At 70.5% G+C, this 23,824-nt stretch carries 15 protein-coding genes and 1 pseudogene; 5 read left to right on the forward strand and 11 right to left on the reverse strand.

Features of this window, described 5'->3' with window-relative positions:
* Positions 1–123: 123 nt before the first annotated feature.
* Both P8A18_RS12030 and P8A18_RS12035 read left to right on the forward strand, forming a co-directional pair.
* Positions 124–1,032 carry an ABC transporter permease gene (locus P8A18_RS12030; protein WP_306060843.1) on the forward strand — a complete coding sequence of 303 codons (909 nt, stop codon included), beginning with the start codon at positions 124–126 and terminating at the stop codon, positions 1,030–1,032.
* Positions 1,025–1,816 (forward strand): ABC transporter ATP-binding protein, encoded by a 792-nt coding sequence (locus tag P8A18_RS12035; RefSeq protein ID WP_306054060.1) that lies wholly within the window; start codon positions 1,025–1,027, stop codon positions 1,814–1,816. The genes P8A18_RS12030 and P8A18_RS12035 overlap by 8 nt, the downstream gene beginning before the upstream one ends.
* Positions 1,817–2,229: 413 nt before the next feature.
* Here P8A18_RS12035 and P8A18_RS12040 read toward each other — a convergent pair whose 3' ends face one another.
* From P8A18_RS12040 to P8A18_RS12050, 3 genes are all read right to left on the reverse strand, one after another.
* The gene (locus tag P8A18_RS12040; RefSeq protein ID WP_306054061.1) at positions 2,230–7,263 is read right to left on the reverse strand and encodes an NAD-glutamate dehydrogenase; all 5,034 of its coding nucleotides are present in this window, start codon (positions 7,261–7,263) and stop codon (positions 2,230–2,232) included.
* Positions 7,264–7,654: 391 nt separating this feature from the next.
* On the reverse strand, positions 7,655–8,338 hold the full coding sequence (locus P8A18_RS12045) for an HAD family hydrolase (protein WP_306054063.1): 684 nt from the start codon (positions 8,336–8,338) through the stop codon (positions 7,655–7,657).
* A gap of 38 nt (positions 8,339–8,376) precedes the next feature.
* A complete protein-coding gene (locus tag P8A18_RS12050; protein WP_306054065.1) occupies positions 8,377–8,883 on the reverse strand; it encodes a DUF6912 family protein in 507 nt (168 codons plus the stop codon).
* A gap of 289 nt (positions 8,884–9,172) precedes the next feature.
* On the opposite strand from P8A18_RS12050, the pseudogene P8A18_RS12055 reads away from it, so the two are divergent.
* Positions 9,173–9,591: pseudogene (locus P8A18_RS12055) on the forward strand (Rv3235 family protein).
* A gap of 835 nt (positions 9,592–10,426) precedes the next feature.
* On the opposite strand, the gene secA reads toward P8A18_RS12055, so the two are convergent.
* Entirely contained in the window at positions 10,427–13,261 is a 2,835-nt protein-coding gene (gene secA / locus P8A18_RS12060) for a preprotein translocase subunit SecA (RefSeq protein ID WP_306054067.1), read from the reverse strand.
* 240 nt (positions 13,262–13,501) lie between these two features.
* Here secA and P8A18_RS12065 point away from each other — a divergent pair, with 240 nt between their 5' ends.
* Both P8A18_RS12065 and P8A18_RS12070 read left to right on the forward strand, forming a co-directional pair.
* Positions 13,502–14,092 carry a GNAT family N-acetyltransferase gene (locus P8A18_RS12065; RefSeq protein WP_306054068.1) on the forward strand — a complete coding sequence of 197 codons (591 nt, stop codon included), beginning with the start codon at positions 13,502–13,504 and terminating at the stop codon, positions 14,090–14,092.
* Between the two features lie 10 nt (positions 14,093–14,102).
* A complete protein-coding gene (locus P8A18_RS12070) occupies positions 14,103–15,278 on the forward strand; it encodes a winged helix-turn-helix domain-containing protein (protein WP_306054070.1) in 1,176 nt (391 codons plus the stop codon).
* Positions 15,279–15,320: 42 nt separating this feature from the next.
* Here the strand turns inward: P8A18_RS12070 and P8A18_RS12075 are convergent, their stop codons facing one another.
* The 7 genes from P8A18_RS12075 to mtnA form a co-directional block, all read right to left on the reverse strand.
* The gene (locus P8A18_RS12075; RefSeq protein WP_018555971.1) at positions 15,321–16,076 is read right to left on the reverse strand and encodes a response regulator; all 756 of its coding nucleotides are present in this window, start codon (positions 16,074–16,076) and stop codon (positions 15,321–15,323) included.
* A 184-nt stretch (positions 16,077–16,260) separates the two neighbouring features.
* Positions 16,261–16,950, reverse strand: a complete 690-nt coding sequence (gene hpf / locus P8A18_RS12080; protein ID WP_018555972.1) for a ribosome hibernation-promoting factor, HPF/YfiA family — start codon at positions 16,948–16,950, stop codon at positions 16,261–16,263.
* A 338-nt stretch (positions 16,951–17,288) separates the two neighbouring features.
* Positions 17,289–18,035, reverse strand: coding sequence for a ComF family protein (locus tag P8A18_RS12085; protein ID WP_306054071.1), 747 nt, complete (start codon positions 18,033–18,035; stop codon positions 17,289–17,291).
* Between the two features lie 57 nt (positions 18,036–18,092).
* The gene (locus tag P8A18_RS12090; protein ID WP_511101551.1) at positions 18,093–19,958 is read right to left on the reverse strand and encodes an LpqB family beta-propeller domain-containing protein; all 1,866 of its coding nucleotides are present in this window, start codon (positions 19,956–19,958) and stop codon (positions 18,093–18,095) included.
* Positions 19,955–21,976: an MtrAB system histidine kinase MtrB gene (gene mtrB / locus P8A18_RS12095; protein ID WP_306054072.1), complete on the reverse strand. Its 2,022-nt coding sequence runs from the start codon at positions 21,974–21,976 to the stop codon at positions 19,955–19,957. Before mtrB ends, P8A18_RS12090 begins: the two co-directional genes overlap by 4 nt.
* 1 nt (position 21,977) lies before the next feature.
* A complete protein-coding gene (gene mtrA, locus P8A18_RS12100) occupies positions 21,978–22,667 on the reverse strand; it encodes a two-component system response regulator MtrA (RefSeq protein ID WP_005316841.1) in 690 nt (229 codons plus the stop codon).
* A gap of 4 nt (positions 22,668–22,671) precedes the next feature.
* Positions 22,672–23,817, reverse strand: coding sequence for an S-methyl-5-thioribose-1-phosphate isomerase (gene mtnA, locus P8A18_RS12105; protein ID WP_306054074.1), 1,146 nt, complete (start codon positions 23,815–23,817; stop codon positions 22,672–22,674).
* Positions 23,818–23,824 lie beyond the last annotated feature (7 nt).

Raw genomic sequence — 23,824 nt, forward strand, 5'->3', positions numbered from 1 at the left:
CCCGCACCCCCGCACCCCGCATCCCCGCTTCTCCGCTTCCTCCGCCTCCCGTCGAAAGCGATCGTGGTGAGCCAGACAACAGCCCAGGCCCCGGCGGACGCCCCGCCGCCCGCCTCCCCGCCCCTGCACGAACCGCCGGTGTACGAACCGCCCGTGTACGGATCGGGCGAGCTGGCGGCCCTCGCCGCACGGCACGGGCTGACCGTGAGCGGAGCGCGGCCGTCCCTGCCGGCGTACGTACGGCAGCTGTGGGGGCGGCGGCACTTCATCACGGCCTTCGCCACCGCCAAGCTCACCGCCCAGTACAGCCAGGCGAAGCTCGGCCAGATCTGGCAGATCATGACCCCGCTGCTCAACGCGACGGTCTACTACTTCATCTTCGGCATCCTGATGAAGACCAAGCACGGCGTGCCGGACTACGTCCCGTTCCTGGTCACGGGCGTCTTCATCTGGACCTTCACCAGCTCCTCGATCACCGCGGGCACCCGTGCCATCAGCGGCAACCTCGGGCTGGTCCGGGCGCTGCACTTCCCGCGCGCCTCGCTGCCCATCGCGCTCGCCCTGCAACAGCTCCAGCAACTGCTCTTCTCGCTGGGCGCGCTGACCCTGATCCTGCTGGCCTTCGGCCAGTACCCGCGCCCGTCCTGGCTGCTCGCGGTGCCCGCCCTGGCCCTCCAGGCCGTCTTCAACACGGGCGTCTCGATGGTCGTGGCCCGCCTGGCCGCGCGCACGCCGGACATCGCCCAGCTCACCCCGTTCATCCTGCGCACCTGGATGTACGCGTCGGGCGTGATGTGGAGCATGGACACGATGCTGCGGGGCAACAGCGTCCCGCACGTGGTGAAGCTCGCCCTGGAACTCAACCCGGCGGCCGTCTTCATCGACCTCATGCGGTTCGCGCTCATCGACAGCTTCGGCGCGGGCCAACTGCCCCCGCACGTATGGGCCGTCGCGGCGGGCTGGGCACTGATCTGCGGAGTGGGCGGCTTCATCTACTTCTGGAAGGCCGAGGAGAGTTACGGACGTGGCTGAGCACACGGATTCCGCGGTGCCGACGGTCGTCGTCGACGACGTCCACATCACGTACAAGGTCAACGGCGCCCGCGCCGGCAGGGGCAGCGCCACCTCCGCCCTGAGCCGCATCGCCTCGCGCCGCAAGAGCCCGGGGGTGCGCGAGGTGCATGCCGTGAAGGGCGTCAGCTTCGCCGCGTACAAGGGCGAGGCGATCGGGCTGATCGGCTCCAACGGCTCGGGGAAGTCCACCCTGCTGAAGGCCATCGCCGGACTGCTGCCCGCCACGAAGGGCCGCGTCCACACGCACGGACAGCCCTCGCTGCTCGGGGTGAACGCGGCACTGATGAACGACCTGACCGGTGAACGCAACGTCGTGCTCGGCGGCCTCGCGATGGGCATGACCCGCGCGGAGATCCGCGAGCGCTACGAGGAGATCGTCGACTTCTCCGGTATCAACGAGAAGGGCGACTTCATCACGCTGCCGATGCGCACGTACTCCTCCGGCATGGGCGCCCGCCTGCGCTTCTCGATCGCCGCCGCGAAGAACCACGACGTCCTGCTGATCGACGAGGCCCTGTCGACGGGCGACGCGAAGTTCCAGCGCCGCAGCAAGGACCGGATCATCGAACTCCGCCGTCTGGCCGGCACGGTGTTCCTGGTCAGCCACAACAACAAGTCGATCACCGAAACCTGCGACCGGGCCCTCTGGCTGGAGGCCGGCACGCTACGCATGGACGGCCCGGCGAAGGAAGTGGTGGCAGCCTACGAAAAGTCCACCCGCCCCGACCGACGAACCAAGTGAGCCCACCCGGCCCACCCACCTGAGACCAACCCAACCCGCCCGACACGTGAGGACGTCCTTCAAGCCGGTCCAGCGCTTGAGGACGTCCTTCAAGCCGGTCCAGCGCTTGAGGACGTCCTTCGAGCCGTCCGGCGCTTGAGGACAAGGCCCCGGCCAGAAACCGCGACAACGCTTCCAAGCCCGCCCGACCACCCCCAGCCCGTCCGGCGCTTGAGGACATCTTTCAAGCCCGTCCGGCGCTTGAGGACACTTTTCAAGCCCGTCCGGCGCTTGAGGACGTCCTTCAGCCCGTCCGGCGCTTGAGGACAAAGCCCGAGCCGCAATCACCGCGCCCCCACCCAAGCCCGTCCGGCAAGGACAAGGCGGCTGCCGGGACGCCCCGGCAGCCGCCTCACCTCACCGCCACACCACGCCTACACGTGCGTACGCAGCAACGTCCGCATCGTCCGCATGGCCACCGACAGGTTCGCCAGGTCGAACGCGTCCGACCCCTGGATCTCCTCCAGCGTGGACCGCGACCGCGCCAGGATCGCCGCGTTCTTCTCCTCCCACGCCTCGAACCGCTCCTGCGGCGAGGACGCCCCGTCGCCCACGCTCAGCACATCGCCCGTGAGCGCCGCGTGCGCCGCGTACAGGTCCTCACGGATGGACGCACGGGCCATGGACTGCCAGCGGTCGGCCCGCGGCAGCTCGATGATCCGGTCCATCAGCTGGGTGATCCCCAGCCGGTCCGCGAGGTCGTAGTACACCTCGGCGACGGCCAGCGGATCCTTGCCCGTACGGTCGGCGATCGCCACGATGTCGAGCGCCGGGAAGGCGGACGAGAAGCCGGCGACGCGCTGCGCCAGCTCGTCCGGGACGCCCGCCTCGGTGAGCTCGTCGAGGATGCCCTGGTACCACTCCTGGTCGGCACCCTTCAGCATCTTGGGCAGCCCGGCCCACACCTGCTCGACGCCGTCGCGGAAGAAGTCGACCGTCTCGGAGATGGCGAGCGGCTGCGGCCGGTTGCCGAGCAGCCAGCGCGAACCCCGCTCGACGAGCCGGCGCGAGTGCAGCCGGATACGGGTCTGCACAGCGGCGGCGACCTTGTTGTCGAGGGCCTCGACGGCGTCCCACACCTGGCTGAGCCCGAAGATCTCGCGGGCCGCGAACTGCGCCCGCACGATCTCCTCGATCGAGGCACCGGTCTCTTCCCGCAGCCGGTGCAGGAAGGTCGAACCACCGCTGTTGACCGTGTCGTTGACGAGGACCGTGGTGATGATCTCGCGCCGCAGCGCGTGGGCGTCGACCGCCTCGGCGTAACGCTCGCGCAGCTGCTGCGGGAAGTAGGCGTGCAGCAGCTTCTGCAGGTGCGGGTCGTCCGGCAGGCTGGTCCCGATCAGCTCCTGCGCCGCCGTGATCTTCGTGTACGCGAGCAGCACGGCCAGCTCGGGCTGGCTGAGCCCCTTGCCGGCGGCCAGCAGTTCACGGATCTGCCGGTCGGTGGGCAGGAACTCAAGGGCCCGGTCGAGATACCCGTCGCGGCCCAGCCGGCGCATGAACCGCTGGTGGGCGTGGAGCAGCGAGGGTGCCTGGGTGACGGCGTTGGCCAGGGCGGTGTTCTGCGCGTAGTTGTTGCGCAGCACCAGGTGGCCGATCTCGTCGGTCATCTCGGCGAGCAGCTTGTTGCGCTGCTTGACGGTCATGTCGCCGTCCCGGACGAGGCCGTTGAGCAGGATCTTGATGTTCACCTCGTGGTCGGAGGTGTCCACACCGGCGCTGTTGTCGATCGCGTCGGTGTTGATCCGGCCGCCGCCCCGGGAGAACTCGATCCGGCCGAGCTGGGTGGCACCGAGGTTGCCGCCCTCGCCGACGACCTTGGCGCGCAGGTCGGCGCCGTTGACGCGGATCGCGTCGTTGGCCTTGTCGCCGACGTCCGCGTTCGATTCGGCGGAGGACTTGATGTACGTGCCGATGCCGCCGTTCCACGCCAGGTCGACGGGGGCCTTGAGGATGGTCTGCATCAGCTCGGCGGGCGTCATCTTGATGACCCCCGGCTCGATGCCGAGCGCCTCGCGCATGTGGGCGTTGACCGGGATGGACTTGGCGCTGCGCGGGTGGACGCCGCCGCCCGCGGAGATCAGTTCCTTGTCGTAGTCGGCCCAGGAGCTGCGCGGCAGGTCGAAGAGGCGGCGCCGCTCGGCGTAGGAGGTCGCGGCGTCCGGGGTCGGGTCGATGAAGATGTGCCGGTGGTCGAAGGCGGCGACGAGCCGGATGTGCTCGGAGAGCAGCATCCCGTTGCCGAAGACGTCGCCCGACATGTCGCCGACGCCGACGACGGTGAAGTCCTCGGTCTGGGTGTCGTGCCCGAGTTCCCGGAAGTGCCGCTTGACGGACTCCCAGGCGCCGCGGGCGGTGATGCCCATGCCCTTGTGGTCGTAACCCGCGGACCCGCCGGAGGCGAACGCGTCACCGAGCCAGAAGCCGTAGTCGACGGCGACCTCGTTGGCGATGTCGGAGAACTTCGCGGTGCCCTTGTCGGCGGCGACCACGAGGTAGGTGTCGTCCTCGTCGTGCCGGACGACGTCCTTGGGCGGCACGACCTCGCCGGCCACCAGGTTGTCCGTGATGTCGAGCAGCGCGGAGATGAAGGTGCGGTAGGCGGCGACGCCCTCGGCCATCCAGGCGTCCCGGTCCACGGAGGGGTCGGGAAGCTGCTTGGCGACGAAGCCGCCCTTGGCGCCGACCGGCACGATGACGGTGTTCTTCACCATCTGCGCCTTGACCAGGCCGAGGATCTCGGTACGGAAGTCCTCGCGCCGGTCCGACCAGCGCAGTCCGCCGCGGGCGACCTTGCCGAAGCGCAGGTGGACGCCCTCCACGCGCGGCGAGTAGACCCAGATCTCGAACGCCGGGCGGGGCGCGGGCAGGTCCGGGATGGACTGCGGGTCGAACTTCATCGACACGTACGCGTGCGGCCCGCCGTCGTCCCCGCGCTGGAAGAAGTTGGTGCGCAGGGTCGCCTTGATGACGGTGAGGAAGGACCGCAGGATGCGGTCCTCGTCCAGCGAGGCGACCTGGTCGAGGGCGCCGTCGAGCTCTTCGAGGAGCCCGTCGATCAGCTCGGTGCCCGCGCTCTGGCGCCCCGGGGACATCCGGGCCTCGAAGAGCGAGACCAGCAGCCGGGTGGTGTGGACGTTGTTCTGGAGGGTGGACTCCATGTAGTCCTGGCTGAACGTGGAACCGGCCTGGCGCAGGTACTTCGCGTAGGCACGCAGCACCACGGCCTGCCGCCAGTCGAGACCGGCGCCCAGCACCAGCGCGTTGAAGCCGTCGTTCTCCGCCTCGCCGGTCCAGACGGCGGCGAAGGCCTCCTGGAACCGCTCGCGGGCGCCGTCGGCCAGGTAGCCGGCGCTGCCCGTGCCCTGCGGCATCCGCAAACCGAAGTCGTAGATCCACGCGTGTGTACGGTCGGCGCAGCGCAGCTCGTACGGGCGCTCGTCCACGACCTCGACGCCGAGCCGCTGGAGGGCGGGCAGGACGGCGGACAGCGAGACCTGCTCGCCGGTGCGGTAGATCTTGAAGCGGCGCTCGCCGGGGGCGGCGCCGACCGGCTCGTACAGGCTGAGGGAGAAGTTCCGCTCGCTGTCCTTGAGGGCTTCGAGGTGGACCAGGTCGGCGACGGCGGCGCGCGCCGAGTGGTCGGCCTTGTAGCCCTCGGGGAACGAGTGCCCGTACAGGCGCAGCAGTTCGGCGGCGCGCTCCTCGCCGCACTCGGCGTTCAGCGCCTCCTGGAAGCCGTCGGCCCAGGAACGGGCGGCCTCCACCAGGCGGGCCTCGATGCGGTCGGCCTCGGCGTCGGTGAGGCTCGGCAGCTCGCTGCCCTGGGCGACCCGGACGACGAAGTGCAGCCGGGACAGGATCGACTCGGTGTTCCAGGCGGTGAAGTCGACGCTGGTGCCGTTCAGCTCCTCCTTGAGGATGTCGATCAGCCGCAGCCGCACACCGGTGGTGTAGCGGTCGCGCGGCAGGTAGACGATCGCGGAGTAGTAGCGGCCGTACTCGTCCTGGCGCAGGTAGAGCCGCAGCCGGCGGCGCTCCTGGAGGTAGAGCACCGAGGTGACGACCGAACGCAGCTGGTCGACGGGCGTCTGGAACAGCTCGTCGCGCGGGTAGGTCTCCAGGATCTGGAGCAGGTCGCGGCCGTCGTGGCTGTTGGGCGTGAAGCCCGCGCCGTCCAGCACCTCGGCGACCTTGCGGCGGACGACGGGGACCCGGCGCACGGACTCGGTGTAGGCGGCGGACGAGAACAGGCCGAGGAAGCGGCGCTCACCGATGACGTTGCCCTCGGCGTCGAACTTCTTCACGCCGACGTAGTCGAGGTAGCCGGGGCGGTGCACGGTCGCCCGGCTGTTGGCCTTCGTCAGGACGAGCAGCTTGTGCTCGCGGGCCTTGGCGCGGGCGTCGGCGGGCAGCCGGTCGAAGGAGGGGCTGACCGGGTGCGCCTCGTCCTCGGTGTGGTGCGGGTCCGAGCGCAGGATGCCGAGGCCGGTGCCGGGGACGGCGGCCAGGGCGTCGTCGTCCTTCAGCTCGTACTCGCGGTAGCCGAGGAAGGTGAAGTGGTCGGCGGCGAGCCAGCGCAGCAGTTCCCTGGCCTCGTTGATCTCGTCGTCGGCGAGGTCGTCGAGCGGCTCGCCGGGCAGGTCGTCGGCGATGCGCAGCGCCGCGTCCCGCATCTTCTCCCAGTCCTCGACGGTCTCCCGTACGTCGGACAGGACGCGCAGCAGGTCGCTCTGGATCTGCTTGAGGTCGGCGCGGTCGGTCTCGCGGTCGATCTCGACGTGGATCCAGGACTCGACGACCGCGTCGTGCGGCAGCGCCGCCTTGGCGTCCTTCGCCCCCTTGGCGTTCTTCCGGCCGAGCTGGGGTCCGGTGGAGATACCGGCGCCCTCGGTGAGGACCTCGACCAGCTTGCCGGTCAGATCACGCCGGACGATGACCTGCGGGTGGATCACGACGTGGATGCCGCGGCCCTGGCGGGAGAGCTCGTTGGTGACGGAGTCCACGAGGAACGGCATGTCGTCCGTGACGACCTCGATCACGGTGTGGCTGCACGTCCAGCCGTTCTCCTCGACGGTCGGGGTGTGCACCCGGACGTTCGCCTTGCCCTGGGGCCGGTCCTCGGCGAGCCGGTAGTGGGACGAGGCGGCGCCGAAGACGTCGACCGGGTCCCGGCCCGCGAGGTCCTCGGGAGCGGTGTGGAGGTAGTAGCGCTGGAGATAGGAGAGCAGGACGTCCTGGCGGGAACCCTCCTGACCGGCCCCCGTGCCGTCGTCGGCCGAGGCGGCCGCGACGCGCACCCGGGCCGCACCGCCCGGCCCGCCGACACCACCGCCCGGGCTGTTGTCAGCTACCTTGGCAGCCCGTGCGAGCAGCTCGGCCTTGGCTTCGTCCAGCTTGGTCTGCATGTCCTCTGGCTCCTGTCGCGCGCCGTTGCGTGACGTAGGTGAAAAGGTCGGCGTAACGCCAAGACGCGGGGTTTCCGGTCTGGGTCGACGCTATGCCGCGATGAGAGATCCCCGGGACCTTATTGGCCATTTTCGGCGGTCGGGCCGGGCAAGAAGGATCAGTCGGGACGACCCGGGCACTGTGGCGCTCCGGGCGGCGGCCGGGGGCTTCGCTGCCCCCGAGGCGTATCGCGCTGATCACGGGGTCCAGGCTATCTCGCCCGCGCCCGTCACCGTCACGTTCCGGATGTGTACAAAAGAACGCCACGAAATTTGACACTCTGGACAGACCGGGCCCGCCGCGCGGGGAACGGCTGCGCACCCGGGAACGGCCCACCCGACCGGGAACGCCCTACTCCGCCAGCCGCTCCGCGAGGGCCGTGGCCTCGGCCAGGCTGTCCACGACGGGCACACCGGCCTTCTCCAGACCGGCCCGGCTGTGCGAGCCGCCCGTGTAGAGGACCGCCTTGGCCCCGACGTGGGCGGCGGCCACGGCGTCGTCCACCGCGTCGCCTATGACGACCGTGTGGCGCGGGGATATCCCGCCCAGGGCCGCGAGCTCCGCGAGGTGCCGCTCCATGTACCGCGCCTTGCTGCCGCCGGACGGTCCGGTGCGCCCGTCGACGCGCACGAAGTGCCGCTCGATGCCGTACCCCCGTACGACGGGGACCAGCTCCTCGTGCTGGTACATGCTCATGATCGACTGGCTCCGCCCGGTCAGCTGCCACTGGGCGAGCAGCTCGGCGGCGCCGGCGGTCAGCCCGCAGGCGTCCCGCTGCTCGGTGTAGTGGCGGTGGAAGGCGCCGTCCATGCGCTCCCACTCGGCGTCGGTGGGAAGGCGGCCCATCAGCCGCTCGTAGAAACGGGGTATCGGGACGCAGTACGTCTCCCGGTACCGCTCCACGGTGATCGGGGCCAGGCCGATCTCGCCGAACGCGGCGTTGGTCGCGCCGACGACGGCGGTGTTGTCGTCGAGCAGCGTGCCGTTCCAGTCCCAGACCAGATGCGTGCGGCGATTTCCCGGCGTAGTACCCATGCCCAGAAAAATACTCGCCCCCACTGACAACGGACCGGCTACCCGATGAGGTGGGGAATCTCCTGGACCCCGAACCAGAGCAGTTCGTGGTCCTCGGCGCCGTCCACGGTGAACTGCGCGTCGTCGTCACCGAGGTCCGCGGCCCCGAGCGCGGCGGCGGCGGCCGTGACGTCCTTGTCCGCGTCGTCGGAGTCGACATGGACCGCTGCGGCGGCGGTCAGCCGCACGGCGACGGGGATCGTGACCTCGCCGAGCGAGGAGGCGTCGAGAATGTGGTCCGGGTCGGCGACCGCGGCGTTGTCCGGGACATCGACGGCGACGACGACCCGGCGCCGGACGGCCTGCGGGTCCCCGGCGATCAGCCGCAGCGAGGCGGAGGCGGCCCGGCTGAGCGCCGCGTACTCCAGCTCCTCGATGTCGTCGGAGACGTACCACTCGCGCAGGGCGGGGGTCACCGCGTAGGCGGTGAACGGACCGGGCCCCAGTTCGCCGGCCCGGTGCGCCGCTGCGAGACCGGCGAGGGTCAGAGGAACGTACACGCGCATGGCAGGGCCGCTTTCGTAGTCGGAGACCCCCTCAGGATACGTGCGACGTCCCCCTTTGGAGTTACGCGTACGGGCCCCGCCCCGTCCACCCGGTGACGTCCGCTCACCCTGCCCGGCCCGCCCCGGGCCCCCGCTCCGGCAGGCCCCGACCACCCGGACAGGTGAATTCGAGCCGGTACCCGACCGGCCCCACCCACGCTTGCGGCGGCCCCCGCGCCCCCGTAGAAGATCACCAGCAGAAGTTACCGCCCGGTATTCACCGGGCCTCTGGAGCACGGGGGCTACAGCGATGACCACGAACAGGACCCGGCCCGCAGGCCGGCACGACGCACGCAGGCCCGAGACCGTACCCGCCCAACGCCACCGGACCCCGAGGCGCATGCGCCCCCACCACTGGTTCGCGGAACGCCTGCTGGCGGTCCTGAGCGGCCAGCGCCCGGTCCACTGGATGCTCGGCCACACCATCGGCGAGGCCTACGACCAACTCGCCGAACTGGCCCCCCACACCCCCCTCAGAACCCGAGGCACCCGCCCGGCATCCGCCTCTGCCGAGGCGCCCAGCCGGCCCCCGGCGTGGTGGAGGCCTGCGCCAGCATCGCCGCGGGCGAAGAGGTACGAGCCATGGCCTTCCGCCTGGAACAGGGCCCCGACCTCCGCTGGCGCTGCGCGGCGGTGGAACTGGGCAACACCCCGATGCGAACACGATGACCCACCGATGCCAACAAATCCGCGCCCCTCCGGCGCACCTGCCCACCGAGCCCCTCCACCCGCCAACACCCCTCCCCCGCCCGCGCCGGCGCCTCTCCGGGGCCGCAGGGGCGCAGGGGCGCAGGGGCGCAGGGGCGGACGAGCGCAGGGGCGGACGGGACAGCAGGCCCGCAGGGGCGGCCGGGGCGCCGGCAGGCGCCACAGGGGGCTGAAGAGGTCGGCGGTGGCCCCGCGGCTTCACAAGGACTGCGGAGGGGCCCGTCGGCCCGCAGGGGCCTGTCAGGGGGCCTACAGACCCCTGACAGAGGCCCGCATGAGCCCTCAAAGGCCCCAGAAACCCCCAGGGGCCGCCCTGAGAGCGCCCAAGAGGCTTGGGGCGCTCTCAGGGGCCCTTTTGCGGCTCTGGGGGCCTCTGGGGCCAAGCAGGGACCCAGGGAACCATCAAGAGAGCCCAAGGGTGGCGGTGGGGGCCCTGGAGGCCTCCAGGGCCCCTGAGGCACCCCAGCCCCGCCGGCTTTGAGGCCCCGGGGCCAGGGGCGGAGCCCCGAACCCGGGCAGAGCCCCGAACCCCGAACCCCGGGCCGATCCCCAGCCCCACCCACCTCCCAGCCCGCGGGTCACCCCCGCCCACGCCCCACCCCAGCCCCTCCGGCGATTGAGGAGCGGGGCCCGGGGCAGCGCCCCGGTTTCGGGAAGGGGCGGGTAGGGGAACAGGCCCGCCGCAGGCGCCCCACACCCGCACCCTCACCGCCACACACGCCCCCACCCCCACACACGGCCGGGCCGGACACCAATCGGTGTCCGGCCCGGCCGCAAACCACAACGTCAGCGCAAGCTACTTCTTACGCCGCCGCCCCCCACCGCCCCCACTCTTCTGCGCCTTACGCCGCTCCGCCCGAGTAAGCCCGTCCGACCCGGCCCCGGCACCACCCGCGCCCGATCCCGCAGCGTCCGCGTTGGAGAAGTCGCCCTCGACCACGCCGCCCTCCCCGTCCACCGTGGGAGCGGAGAAGTGCAGCCGGTCCGGCCGCTGCGGAGCGTCCAGCCCCTTGGCCCGGATCTCCGGCCGCGCGGCCGGCACCGCGTCCTCCTTGGTCAGCGACGTCTCCGCGTCCTGGACCGGCACCTCCTCGACCTGCTGCTCGACCTGGACCTCCAGGTTGAACAGGTAGCCGACGGACTCCTCCTTGATGCCCTCCATCATGGCGTTGAACATGTCGAAGCCCTCGCGCTGGTACTCGACCAGCGGGTCCTTCTGCGCCATGGCCCGCAGGCCGATTCCTTCCTGGAGGTAGTCCATCTCGTAGAGGTGTTCACGCCACTTGCGGTCCAGCACCGAAAGCACCACGCGCCGCTCCAGCTCACGCATGATCTCGGAGCCGAGCGTCTTCTCCCGCTCGTCGTACTGCTCGTGGATGTCGTCCTTGACGGACTCGGCGATGAACTCCGCGGTGACCCCGGCCAGGTCCCCCGCCGCCTCCTCCAGCTCGGCGACGGTGACCTTCACCGGGTAGAGCTGCTTGAACGCGCCCCACAGCCGGTCCAGGTCCCACTCCTCGGCGAAGCCCTCCGCCGTCTCCTGGCGGATGTAGTCGTCGATGGTGTCGTCCATGAAGTGGCGGATCTGCTCCTGGAGGTCCTCGCCTTCCAGAACCCGGCGCCGCTCGCCGTAGATGACCTCACGCTGCCGGTTGAGCACCTCGTCGTACTTCAGGACGTTCTTACGGGTCTCGAAGTTCTGCTGCTCGACCTGCGACTGCGCCGACGCGATCGCCCGCGTCACCATCTTGTTCTCGATCGGCACATCGTCCGGCACGTTGGCCATCGACATGACGCGCTCGACCATCTGCGCCTTGAACAGCCGCATCAGGTCGTCGCCGAGGGACAGGTAGAAGCGGGACTCGCCCGGGTCGCCCTGACGGCCGGAACGACCGCGCAGCTGGTTGTCGATACGGCGCGACTCGTGCCGCTCGGTGCCCAGGACGTAGAGCCCGCCCAGGTCCTTGACCTCCTCGAACTCCGCCTTCACCGCCTGCTCGGCCTTCTCCAGCGCGGCGGGCAGCGCGGCCGCCCACTCCTCGACGTGCTCGACGGGGTCGAGGCCCCGCTGCCGCAGCTCGGCCTCGGCGAGGTCGTCCGGGTTGCCGCCGAGCTTGATGTCGGTGCCTCGTCCGGCCATGTTCGTCGCGACGGTCACCGCGCCCTTGCGGCCGGCCTGGGCGACGATCGTCGCCTCCCGGTCGTGCTGCTTGGCGTTGAGCACCTCGTGCTGGACACCGCGCTTGGAGAGCTGCTGCGAGAGGTACTCGGACTTCTCGACGGAGGTCGTGCCGACGAGGATCGGCTGCCCCTTCTCGTGCTTCTCCGCGATGTCGTCGACGACGGCGGCGAACTTCGCGACCTCGGTGCGGTAGATCAGGTCCGACTGGTCGGCCCGGACCATCGGCCGGTTCGTCGGGATCGGCACGACGCCCAGCTTGTAGATCTGGTGGAACTCGGCGGCCTCGGTCATCGCCGTACCGGTCATGCCGGAGAGCTTGCCGTAGAGGCGGAAGAAGTTCTGCAGGGTGATCGTGGCGAGCGTCTGGTTCTCGTCCTTGATGTCCACCCCTTCCTTCGCCTCGATCGCCTGGTGCATGCCCTCGTTGTAGCGGCGGCCGGCGAGGATACGGCCGGTGTGCTCGTCGACGATCATGACTTCGCCGTCGATGACGACGTAGTCCTTGTCCTTCTTGAAGAGTTCCTTGGCCTTGATGGCGTTGTTGAGGTACCCGACGAGGGGGGTGTTCACCGACTCGTAGAGGTTCTCGATGCCGAGCCAGTCCTCGACCTTGGAGACGCCGGGCTCGTGGATCGCGACGGTCCGCTTCTTCTCGTCGACCTCGTAGTCGCCGGTCTCCTCGATGCCCTTGAGCGGGTTGCCCGCCTCGCCCTTGGTCAGGCGGGTGACCAGCTTGGCGAAGTCGCCGTACCACTTGGTGGCCTGGTCGGCCGGGCCGGAGATGATCAGCGGCGTACGGGCCTCGTCGACCAGGATCGAGTCGACCTCGTCGACGATCGCGAAGTTGTGGCCGCGCTGGACCAGCTCGTCCTTCGACCACGCCATGTTGTCGCGGAGGTAGTCGAAGCCGAACTCGTTGTTCGTGCCGTACGTGATGTCGCAGGCGTACTGCTCACGGCGCTGGGCCGGAGTCATGTTCGCGATGATGCAGCCGACGTCGAGGCCGAGGAACTTGTGGACCCGGCCCATCATCTCGGAGTCACGCGAGGCGAGGTAGTCGTTCACCGTGATCAGGTGCACGCCCTTGCCGGACAGGGCGTTGAGATACGCGGGCAGCGTGCCGACGAGGGTCTTGCCCTCACCGGTCTTCATCTCCGCCACATACCCCAGGTGCAGCGCGGCACCACCCATGATCTGGACGTCGTAGTGGCGCTGGCCGAGGACGCGCTTGGCCGCCTCGCGGACGGTCGCGAACGCCTCGGGAAGCAGGTCGTCCAGGCTCTCGCCGTCCGCGTACCGTTCCTTGTACTCGTCGGTGAGCGCCCGCAGCTCGGCGTCGGAGAGGTTGACGAAGTCCTCTTCGATGGAGCTGACCTGGTCCGCGATGCGGTGCAGTTTGCGCAGGATCTTGCCTTCGCCTGCACGCATGAGCTTGTTGAAGACGGACACTGAGGCTGGTCTCCTTGCCGGTCGGGCCTGGCACTGGGTCGTGTTATGGACTCTGGCGCGGGCACGGCAGGTGGGCCCCACCGCAACGGCCATCGTAAGCGAGGACCCCGCCGCGCCGGGAGGGCTGCCACCGCGTTGTCCCCGCGGTGCCCTTCCGAATCAACGGACGAAGGGTGCGGAAGGTGCCGGGAAACGCGAAAAGTCCTCGCTTCCCCGCCGCCGTCTCACCAGAATCCCTTCATGGAACCGATCATTCTCACCAGCGGCCGCCTGCGGCTGCGCCCCTTCGCCCCGGACGACGCGGACGCGGTGTACGAGGCCTGTCAGGACCCGGACATCCAGCGCTGGACGGTGGTCCCCTCGCCGTACGGCCGCCCCGACGCGGAGTTCTTCACCGCGCGGCTCTGTCCGGACGGCTGGCGGGACGGCTCGATGTACAACTTCGCCGTGGTGCCCCGCACGGGCGGGGCCCTCATAGGCGCCCTCGGCATCAACAGCCGGAGCGGACCGGGCACGTACGAGGTCGGGTTCTGGACCGCGAAGGAGCACCGGGGCCTCGGCTACATGACCGAGGCGGTCCTGTGCGCCGCCCGCTGGAGCTTCACCTCGCTGGGCTGCGACCGGCTGGAGTGGAAGGCCGAGACCGGCAACGTCCCGTCGCGGGCCGTCGCGCTGCGGGCGGGCTTCCGGATGGAGGGCGACCAGCGCTCGGGGCTGCTCAACAAGGGCGTGCGCCGCGATACGTGGGTCGGCGCGCTGCTCCCCTCCGACCTCGGCCTGCCCAGCACCCGGGTCTACATCCCGGCGGGCGATGTCAGTGCCGCCCCATAAAGTGCGGGGCATGACGTCTGTGCAGCCACCCGCAGTCGAACTCTCCGCCGACCAGGCCCGCAGGATCGCCCTGCGCGCCCAGGGCTTCCTGGGCGCCCCGGACCGCCGATCCGGGGTGCCCGGAGTGCTGCGCCACCTCGGCGCCGTACAGCTGGACACGATCTCGGTGCTGGCGCGTTCGCACGAACTGATTCCGTACGCGCGCCTGGGCGCGATCGGCCGGCGCACGGTCGAGGAGGCGTACTGGTCGGGCGGCCGCGCCTTCGAGTACTGGTCGCACGCGGCGTGCATCCTGCCCGTCGAGGAGTGGCCGCACTTCGCCTTCCGCCGCCGCGCCTACCGCGCGCGCCCGCAGTGGCACCACGACCTGCCCGACGGCGCGTACGACAAGGTCATCAAGCAGCTGACCGCCGAGGGCCCGCTGACGGCGACGGAACTGGGCGGCGCGAAGAACGGCGGGGAGTGGTGGGACTGGTCGGCGTCGAAGGTCGCCGTCGAGCGCGCCCTGATGTACGGCGAGGTGGTGTGCACCGAGCGGCGCGGCTGGAAGCGGATCTACGACCTCGCGGAGCGCGCCCTGCCCGACGCCGTGCTGCACGACGATCTGGACGACGCGGAGTGCCTGCGCCGGCTGGTGGCGCTCGCCGGACAGTCGCTGGGCGTGGGCACCCGGACGGACATCGCGGACTACCACCGGCTCAAGGGGGAGCAGTTCGACGCGGTGGTGGCGGATTCCGGTCTGGTCCCGGTGACCGTGCAGGGCTGGGCGAAGCCGGCCTGGGCGGACCCGGCGGCGCTTGCCGTCGAACCGCGCGGCCGGCACCGGACGACGCTGCTGTCGCCCTTCGACTCGTTGGTCTGGGAGCGTGCGCGCACCGAGCGGATCTTCGGCTTCACGCACCGCCTTGAGGCGTACGTGCCCAAGCCGAAGCGGATCCACGGCTACTTCGCGATGCCGCTGCTGGCCGGCGGCAGGCTCCAGGGCCGGGTCGACCCGGCCCGTGACGGCACCACGCTGATCGCCCGGCAGGTGTCCCTGGCCGGCAGGAAGGCCGTGGCGCCGATGGCCCAGGCTCTGGTGGAGGCCGCTTCCTGGGTCGGCTGCACGGACGTCCGGCTGGAGCGGGTGGAGGCGCCGGAGCTGCGCGGTCCGCTCACGGCGGAAATCGCGCGCCTCCTGGCCTGACCCCGCCGGGCGCGCCGCCGTTCGCCGCGCCGTGCCCGCGGGTCACCTGATTTCGAGGATCTTCTCCCGCATGGCATAGACCACTGCTTCCATGCGGGAGTGCAGCTGGAGCTTCTCCAGAATGTTGCGGACGTGGTTCTTCACGGTGTTCTCGGAAATGAACAGTTCCTTCGCGATATCGCGATTGTTCATGCCGGTGGCAACCAGTTTGAGGACTTCGAGTTCGCGCTCGGTGAGCCGGGGCGCCGGTACCAGCCGGCGTTCATCGGTCCGCTGGATCATCGATTTGAACTCGGTGAGCAGTTTGGACGCCATGGACGGGCTGATCTGTGACTGCCCGTCGGCGACCGCGCGAATCGCGGTGGACACCTCGTCCGTGGAAATCTCCTTGAGGAGATATCCCGTGGCACCGGCCTTGATGGCGTCGTAGAGGTCGGCCTCCTCGTCGCTGATCGTCAGCATGATGATCTTCGCACTGGGGGCCACCTCCTTGATCGAGGTGCAGGCCTCGATGCCGCCCCGCCTGGGCATCCGCACATCCATCAGCACGATGTCCGGGAGCAGGTCGGCCGCCTTGTCGACCGCCTCCGCCCCGTCCCCCGCCTCGCCGACGACCTCGATGTCCTCCTCGTGCGCGAGGACGATTTCCAGGCCTCTGCGGAAAAGGGCGTGGTCATCGACGACCAGGACCCTGATCGGCTCCTTGCGGTAGCCGTTGTCCCGGTCGTCACCGGCCGGGACGGCCGCCGTTTCGCCGGCGCCCCTCGCATCGCGCACGGGCCCGAAGGTGTCCGCCATCGTTCCTCCCCCTGAAGGCCACGGCCTGAAGTTCACGAACTGTCCGCCAACGGCAGTTCACAGAGCACCGATTGGCTTGGGCCGCCATGATTTCATGCCGTGGCGCTCAGCGCGGTGATCCCTCGGTGGCACACAGGTGCCCCTGGGGGCGCACAGACGCTCCAGGGGCACCACGCGGGTGGCGTCAGCCGCCGAGCGCACCGCCGGCGCCGCCCGCCTCATCGGCGGCCAGCGGATCGGTCCTCAGGTGGATGACACCGTAGTCGTAGGCGTGCCGTCGGTAGACGACACTGGGCTCCTTCGTCTCGTTGTCGACGAACAGATAGAAGTCGTGTCCGACCAACTCCATCTCGTAGAGCGCCTGGTCGAGCGACATGGGCGCCGCGACGTGCGTCTTCTCGCGCATCACCAGCGGCCCTTCGCCCTGGACTTCGAGCGAGCCGATCCTGGTGGTGGGTACGGGCTGTGCCGTCTCGTCGGCGATCAGTTCGCCGTCGCCGTTGAACGATGCCGCGTCCGGCACCATTTCGCCGACCTCCGCAGCGGGGATGCGCCCCGAACCCCGACGGCTGTAGCGCTTGTCGTGCTGCTTGCGCAGCCGGGCCTCCAGCTTGCCGGTGGCCAGGTCCAGCGCTGCGTACGGGTCGCCTGCGGCCGCTTCTGCCCTGATGACCGGTCCACGCGAGCGGAGCGTGATCTCCACCCGGTCGGAACGGTCTGCCTGACGAGGGTTCGGCTCCTTGGACACCTCCACGTCGAGGCTGATCACCTTGCCGTCGAACTTCTGGATCTTGTCCAGCTTCAGCTTCTCGGCCACGTGCTTGCGGAACCGCTCGGGCACCTCGGTCTTGCGGCCCTTGACGACGATGTCCACGCAGAACTCCGTTCCCGGATCACTCCGCTCAGTGGCGGAGCATCTCCCTTTTGCACCTGGCTCCGGTGACGACCGGAGCCGCGGACTCGGTGACTTCCACCTCCTCCTCCCCCGTCGGCAGGGGATCCACCCCACCGAATTTCCGGTTCTTCGGCTACTGCCGGCTACTGGTGGGTCGCCTGCCCGAAACCTGATGGTGCATTCGTCGAGGTTTGGCATTCACCATTCCTCACAACCGAACATAGCCTGCCCGGACGGATGTCGGCACCCGCTACTCACGCGTACCTCCGTTCAGGTCTCTTTACCCACTCACTACCTGCAACGATGCAAGTTCAGTTTCAGTTCCGGTTTATTTCGCGGGCGGCGGGACATGCTGCGTCGAAGGCCGCGGGGGACGCCGCGACGACGGCAGCGTCGCGCACCGCCGCACCGCTGCCCGCACGCCCCTGGGCGCAGGTGAGCGCGCGTGCCGCCTCGGCCAGCGTGGCCCCCGTTGTCAGCAGGTCGTCCACCAGCACCACCCGCCCGTTGGCGAGCAGCCGGCCGCCTCCCGTCACCACGCTCAGCGCGTCCGCCAGATTCGCCCGGCGCTCCGGCGCGGTGAGACCGGCCTGGTCCGCCACCGCCCGCCGCAGGCGCAGCACCGCGGCCACCGTCGCCGGCGTACCCGTCCGCCTCAGGTGCGCGGCGGCCGCCCACGCGATCCGCCGCCCCGGGTCGTGCCCGCGCGCCGCCACCGCCCGCCGCGTGGACGGCACGGGGACGAGCAGCAGCGGCCGCCCGTCCGGTACCTGCCCCGCCCCGGCCCTCACGGCCACCGCCAGGGCCCTGCCGAGCGGCCGTGCCAGGGCGAGCACGCCCCGCTCCTTGTGGGCCAGCAGCGCCGCCCGTACCGCGTTCTCGTATCCGGCGGCGGCATGGACCACGGGCAGGCCGGGCGGCTCGGGGGCGGGCCGCACCCGGCGTGGCGCCCCGCCGTGCAGCTGTGCGCCGCAGGTCTCGCACAGCTCCGTACGCGCTCTGCCGCAGCCGCCACAGGACACCGGCAGAACGAGTCCGGTGATCTCCCGCCACCACCCGCGCATGACTCCACTGTGCGCGCATCGGGGCGACCGGGCCACCCCTGTGGACAACCGCCGGTCTCAGCCCGGGTAGACGAGCGCGGAGCCCTCCTTGAGGACCGTCTGCCAGTTGTCGCCCGGCAGCAGTTTCACTATCCCGTCGCCGAACGTGTCCGCCATCAGCGGCAGCTGATCGTCGTCCGCGGCGGCGATGGCGAGCACCTGGTTGACCCCGGGCAGCACCCCGGACGAAGGCGTCGAGCCGTCCGCCTGGACGTAGCGGACCTGCTGCACGCCGCCCTGCTCCTTGCCGACCACCACGAGGCGGCTGCGGCCGGACCAGGACATCGCCGTGACGTCCGCGAGCTGCGGTGCCGCCTGCCGCAGGTCCACCACGGACACCTGCGCGTCGTCCTGCGGTCCCTGCCGCTCGATCCGGCCGATCTTCAGCGTCGTGTGGTCGTCCTTGGTCAGCAGGAGCGCTATGCGCACCCCGTCCGAGGACAGCCGCAGCGCCGTGATCCGGCTGCCGTCGAGGCTCGGCACCGTGACCTCCTGCGGCTTGCCCTTGCCCTGGGGCAGGCGCAGCAGCCTGGAGTTCTTCGGGTCGCGGTCGGCGACCCAGAGGTCGCCCCGGCCGTCCCAGCTGGGCGCGGTCAGCCGGTCCTCGGCCTTGCCCGCCAGACTGGTCACGGCGGGTACGGGCAGCTCGCCGTCCACGGCTATGGACGTCACATAGAGCGCGTCGTTGTGCTGCGAGAGCGCCGCCGCCGACTGCTCGTCCCGGGCCACCCCGACCGCGCTCACCCGCAGCGCGCCGTTGCCGAAGGGGCCGGACACCGGCTCCGGCTCGCCGCTGCCCCTGGTGCTGCCGGGGATGCGCTCCACGCGCCCCTTGGCGTCCACGAAGTACTGGCTGTCGGGTCCGCCCGAGGAACGGTCGGGGGCGTACTCCTCGGCCTGGTCCGCGGCGAGCACACACAGCGGCGAACCGTCCGAGCGCTGCAACTCCACCTGCTCGACCCGCGCGGAGGTCAGGTCGCGGAGGGTGAAGAGGACCTGCGAGGCCATCATCCGGCAGGACCGCTGCCCGGTCCCGTCGGCCTTCTTGTCGAGCGGCACCTTCAGGACGTTGCGGTCGTCGGGCGTCAGGGAGGCGACGCCCTTCTTCAGTCCGGTCCCGGCGGGGAAGCTCGACTTGACCACCGGCCGCAGCCAGTCGGTCGGGCCCCGCAGAAGGCTGCGGACCGCCTGCGTCACCGTGTCCATCCCGGTGGCGGGGTCCGTCCGGTTCCGGAGGTAGACGGGGTCGGCGACGAGGGTGGCCTGCGCGTCGGACAGGCCGGACGCGAAGTAGAACTTGTTGACGGAGCGGTAGAGCCGTTTGAAGTCCGACTGGCCGAGCACCAGCCCGTCGGACACGAAGTCGATGCGCCACTCCTTGCCGTCCGGCCCCTTCTCCCGCACCAGGTGGAGCGTGCGCGAGTAGTCGGAGGGGGCGAGCGGCTGGTACGCGTTCTGCTCGTCGACCGTCGCGACCTTCTCCCCGGTCAGGGTGTAGGTGACCTCCGTGGTGCTGTGGTCACCCTCGTGGATCGGCCGGTCGCTCCGGTTCGGCGCCTTGGCCAGGACGGTGGTCCCCGCGCTCGGCTTCCAGCGGCGCGACGCCTCCTTGGTGAGGTACTTGCGCGTCGTCCGGAAGTCGGAGTCGTCACTGGTCATCGACTCCAGGAAGCCGTCGACCACCTCGTTCGGTGTGGCGCCGTCCCGCGGGGCGACCGCGTACACCTGCACCTGCGAGTCCCCGGGCTGCGAGGCGTCTACGGCCTTGACGTCCCCGGTGACGGGCATCGAGCCGCACGCGGACAGCAGCAGCGCGCCGCACCCGATCAGCACGGTCGTCCCCGCCGCACGCCGACGGCCGCCCTGAAGACGCTCAGTGCTCACGAGTCGTGTCCTCCCGCCCCGGTACCGCGCCCCGGAGAGTCGTTGGATCCGGCCTGCCGCTCCTCGGCGGGGCGCGGCACCACACGCGCCCCGTTGCCCGGCAGGGCCGCCGGGTTCACCGAGGCGGGCGCGGTCCTGGCCCGCATGGGGGCGCGGGACGGGACGGGCAGCGGCGAGCGGCCCGTGGTGGCGTGCTGCGAGGGCACCGCGAGCAGCCTGTGCTCGCTGCCGGTGGCGGAGGGGTCCGCGGCCCGGTCCCGGTCCTCCCGGTTGCGCCGCGAGTCCTCGGGTTCCAGTGGTATCGGCGAGCCCCGCAGCGGCTCGTCCGCCGTGCGCGGCAGCGTCAGCCGGAACTGCGAACCCCCGCCCGGCTCGCCCCAGGCCTGCAGCCAGCCGCCGTGCAGCCGTGCGTCCTCGACGGCGATGGACAGGCCGAGGCCGGTGCCGCCGGTCGTCCGCGCACGGGCCGGGTCGGCCCGCCAGAAGCGGTTGAACACCCGGGTCGCCTCGCCGGGCTTGAGCCCGACGCCGTAGTCCCGGACGGCGACGGCGACCGCTCCGCCCGCCGCTCCCATCCGCACCACGACATCGCGTCCCTCGCCGTGCTCGACGGCGTTGACGACGAGATTGCGCAGGACCCGCTCGACCCGCCGCGCGTCGGCCTCGGCGATCACCGGCTGCTCGTCCCCGACCACCCGGATGCGGGTGCCCTTGCGCTCGGCCAGCGGCTCGGCGCCGCCGATCACCCTGCGCACGACCTGCCGCAGGTCTATCGGCTCCGCCTCGAGCGCGGCCGCGCCGGCGTCGAAGCGGCTGATCTCCAGCAGGTCGGACAGCAGCGATTCGAAGCGGTCGAGCTGGTCCCCCAGCAGCTCGGCCGACCGGGCCGTGACGGGGTCGAAGTCGACGCGCGCCTCGTGGATGACGTCTGCGGCCATCCGCACCGTGGTCAGGGGTGTGCGCAGCTCGTGCGAGACGTCCGAGACGAAACGCCGTTGCATCCTGGACAGCTCCTCCAGCTGCTGGATCTTCAGCTGGAGGTTCTGCGCCATCTTGTTGAAGGCTTCACCGAGGCGGGCGATGTCGTCCTCGCCGGTGACCTTCATCCGTTCCTGGAGCCGGCCCGCGGAGAGCCGTTCGGCGATCCCGGCGGCCATGCGTACCGGGGTGACGACCTGGCGCACCACGAACCAGGCGATGGCCCCCAGCAGCACGACCACGAACAGCCCCGCCGTCGCCAGGGTGCCCTTGACCAGGGTCAGGGACTTCTCCTCCTGCGTCAGCGGGAAGACGTAGTACAGCTGGTAGGGATTGCGGTCGATGTCGTAGAGGCGCTTGCCCACGATGAGACCGGGCTGCGATTCCTGCCCGTTCGCGTACTGGATCAGGGAGTACGTCTGGAACGCCCCGGGGCCCTTGTTCACCGAATCGCGCAGGCTCTGCGGAATGCTCGCGGCCTCGACGCTTCCCGAGCCGCGTGGCGCACGGGAGCCCTCGTCGGCGCTGAGCGCCACCACGTTGAAGGCGTTCTTCCCGCCACTGGCGAGCTGGTCGACGAGCTCGGTGCGCCAGGAGTTGTTGGCCGTCGTGCCGTCCACTGCGTCGTCGCCCTGGCCGGTGGCGGGGGTGAGAGGCGCGTTGGCCTTCTCCTGGGCCGCCGCGAACCCGCCCGCGGCCTGCGTCTGGGCGGCCTTGCCCTTCGCGTCCAGCAGGCCGTTGCGCACCTGCCCGATCACGACGAGGCCGAGCAGCAGCACCACTCCGAGTGACATCAGCAGCGTGCCGGCGACGACCCGCAGCTGGAGGTTGCGCCGCCACAGCCGTACGGCGGGCAGCAGCGGACGCCGCACCCAGCGCATCAGCAACCGAGGCACCGGCCCGCCGGGCGCCCGGTCCTGGAACAACCGGCCGCCCTGCAGGAAGCGCTCGACGGGAGACGACGTGTGCCCTGAACCGGCAGCCCGCTCCGCACGGACTCCCGGCTCCCCGGGCTTCGGAGCAGTGCTACCCAGGGACATGTCAGCTCGGTCCGGCCTTGTAACCGACGCCCCGCACGGTCACCACGATCTCCGGCCGCTCCGGGTCCTTCTCGACCTTGGAGCGGAGCCGCTGAACATGCACGTTGACCAGGCGGGTGTCCGCGGCATGGCGGTAACCCCACACCTGCTCCAGCAGGACCTCACGGGTGAAGACCTGCCACGGCTTCCGGGCGAGGGCGACCAGCAGGTCGAACTCGAGCGGCGTCAGAGCGATGGACTGCCCGTCCCGCTTCACCGAGTGCCCGGCGACATCTATGACCAGATCCCCGATGGTCAGCTGCTCCGGGGCCGGCTCTTCGGACCTGCGCAGACGTGCCCTGATGCGGGCGACCAACTCCTTCGGTTTGAACGGCTTGACGATGTAGTCGTCGGCCCCGGACTCCAGGCCCACCACCACGTCAACCGTGTCGCTCTTGGCAGTGAGCATGACGATCGGCACACCCGACTCGGCCCTGATCAGCCTGCAGACCTCGATGCCGTCCCTGCCGGGCAGCATGAGGTCGAGCAGGACCAGGTCCGGCTTCGCCTCTCGAAATGCAGCAAGTGCCTTGTCACCGTCCGCTACGAACGACGGCTCGAAACCCTCACCACGCAACACAATGCCGAGCATCTCGGCCAGTGCGGTGTCGTCGTCGACGACAAGGACGCGTCCCTTCATAAACGACATCATCCCATTAGCTAATCGTTACCTGCGATGATCTGGCACACAGCTCTGCCAGCCCGGCCCCCGTGACCGGCGAGATTACGCCCTCCTCCGTGACAATCGCCGTGACCAGTTCCGGCGGCGTGATATCGAATGCGGGGTTGTACGCCTGGGTTCCCACCGGGGCCACGGGCACCCCGCCGGTCCCCTCGTCCCCCGCCCCGCGCGGCGGGAATGTGAGCTCCGTCACTTCTCGCCCGGATCGCTGCTCCACGGTGATCGACGCCCCGTCCGCGGTGAGCAGATCCACGGTCGTCGTCGGCGCCACCACGATGAACGGTACGTGGTGGTACTTCGCGAGCACCGCCAGCGGATAGCTCCCCACCTTGTTGGCCACGGAACCGTCCGCGGCGATGCGGTCCGCCCCGATCAGCACCGCGTCCACCTCCCCCGCGGCGAACAGCGAACCGGCCGCGTTGTCCGTGAGCAGGCTGTACGGCATGCCATTGCGCGCCGCCTCGTACGCCGTCAGCCGGGCGCCCTGGAGCAGCGGACGCGTCTCGTCCACCCACAGCCGCCGCAACCGGCCTGCCCGGTGCGCCCCGATCGCCACCGCGAGGGCGGTCCCCTCGCCCCCGGAGACAAGCGCCCCGGTGTTGCAGTGGGTCAGCAACCGGTGGCTGCCGCCCGAAACCAGCTCGTCCAGCAGGTCGAGCCCGAACCGGGCCATCCGCCCGCTGGCCTCGGCGTCCTCCCGGTGCAGCGCCCTGGCCTCCGCCAGCGTGACCGCCCCCGCCTGCTCCGGCCCGGCCCCCTTGTCGAGGGCCGCCCAGTACGCCGCGGCAGCCCGCCGTACGCCGTACCCGAGGTTCACCGCGGTGGGCCGCGCCTGCTCCAGCAGCCCGGCGGCCTCCGCCACGTCAAAGCCCCGCACCGCTGCCAGAGCCACCCCGTAGGCCCCCGCGATGCCCAGCAGAGGGGCGCCCCGCACGGCGAGGGTCCTGATCGCATCCACCAGTGCCGGTACGTCGGTGCACACCAGCTCCGTTTCCTCGGCCGGCAGCCGTGTCTGGTCGAGGAGCACCAGTACGGGGCCTTCCGGAGGTTCTTCCCAGCGGAGTACGGATAGCCCGGCGGGCTCGCTGCCCACCGGCGATTGTGCGTCCTGATCAGCCATCCGCCCA

The organism is Streptomyces sp. Mut1 (assembly GCF_030719295.1).
Lineage (GTDB): Bacteria > Actinomycetota > Actinomycetes > Streptomycetales > Streptomycetaceae > Streptomyces > Streptomyces castrisilvae.

Bases quoted from the DNA above. Each gene is read 5' to 3' on its own strand.
- P8A18_RS12070 (WP_306054070.1), top strand. From the start codon at position 14,103: ATGACGTCTGTGCAGCCACCCGCAGTCGAACTCTCCGCCGACCAGGCC.
- P8A18_RS12065 (WP_306054068.1), top strand. From the start codon at position 13,502: ATGGAACCGATCATTCTCACCAGCGGCCGCCTGCGGCTGCGCCCCTTC.
- P8A18_RS12045 (WP_306054063.1), bottom strand. From the start codon at position 8,338: ATGGGTACTACGCCGGGAAATCGCCGCACGCATCTGGTCTGGGACTGG.
- mtnA (WP_306054074.1), bottom strand. From the start codon at position 23,817: ATGGCTGATCAGGACGCACAATCGCCGGTGGGCAGCGAGCCCGCCGGG.
- P8A18_RS12050 (WP_306054065.1), bottom strand. From the start codon at position 8,883: ATGCGCGTGTACGTTCCTCTGACCCTCGCCGGTCTCGCAGCGGCGCAC.
- P8A18_RS12040 (WP_306054061.1), bottom strand. From the start codon at position 7,263: ATGCAGACCAAGCTGGACGAAGCCAAGGCCGAGCTGCTCGCACGGGCT.
- P8A18_RS12075 (WP_018555971.1), bottom strand. From the start codon at position 16,076: ATGGCGGACACCTTCGGGCCCGTGCGCGATGCGAGGGGCGCCGGCGAA.
- mtrB (WP_306054072.1), bottom strand. From the start codon at position 21,976: ATGTCCCTGGGTAGCACTGCTCCGAAGCCCGGGGAGCCGGGAGTCCGT.
- P8A18_RS12085 (WP_306054071.1), bottom strand. From the start codon at position 18,035: ATGCGCGGGTGGTGGCGGGAGATCACCGGACTCGTTCTGCCGGTGTCC.
- mtrA (WP_005316841.1), bottom strand. From the start codon at position 22,667: ATGATGTCGTTTATGAAGGGACGCGTCCTTGTCGTCGACGACGACACC.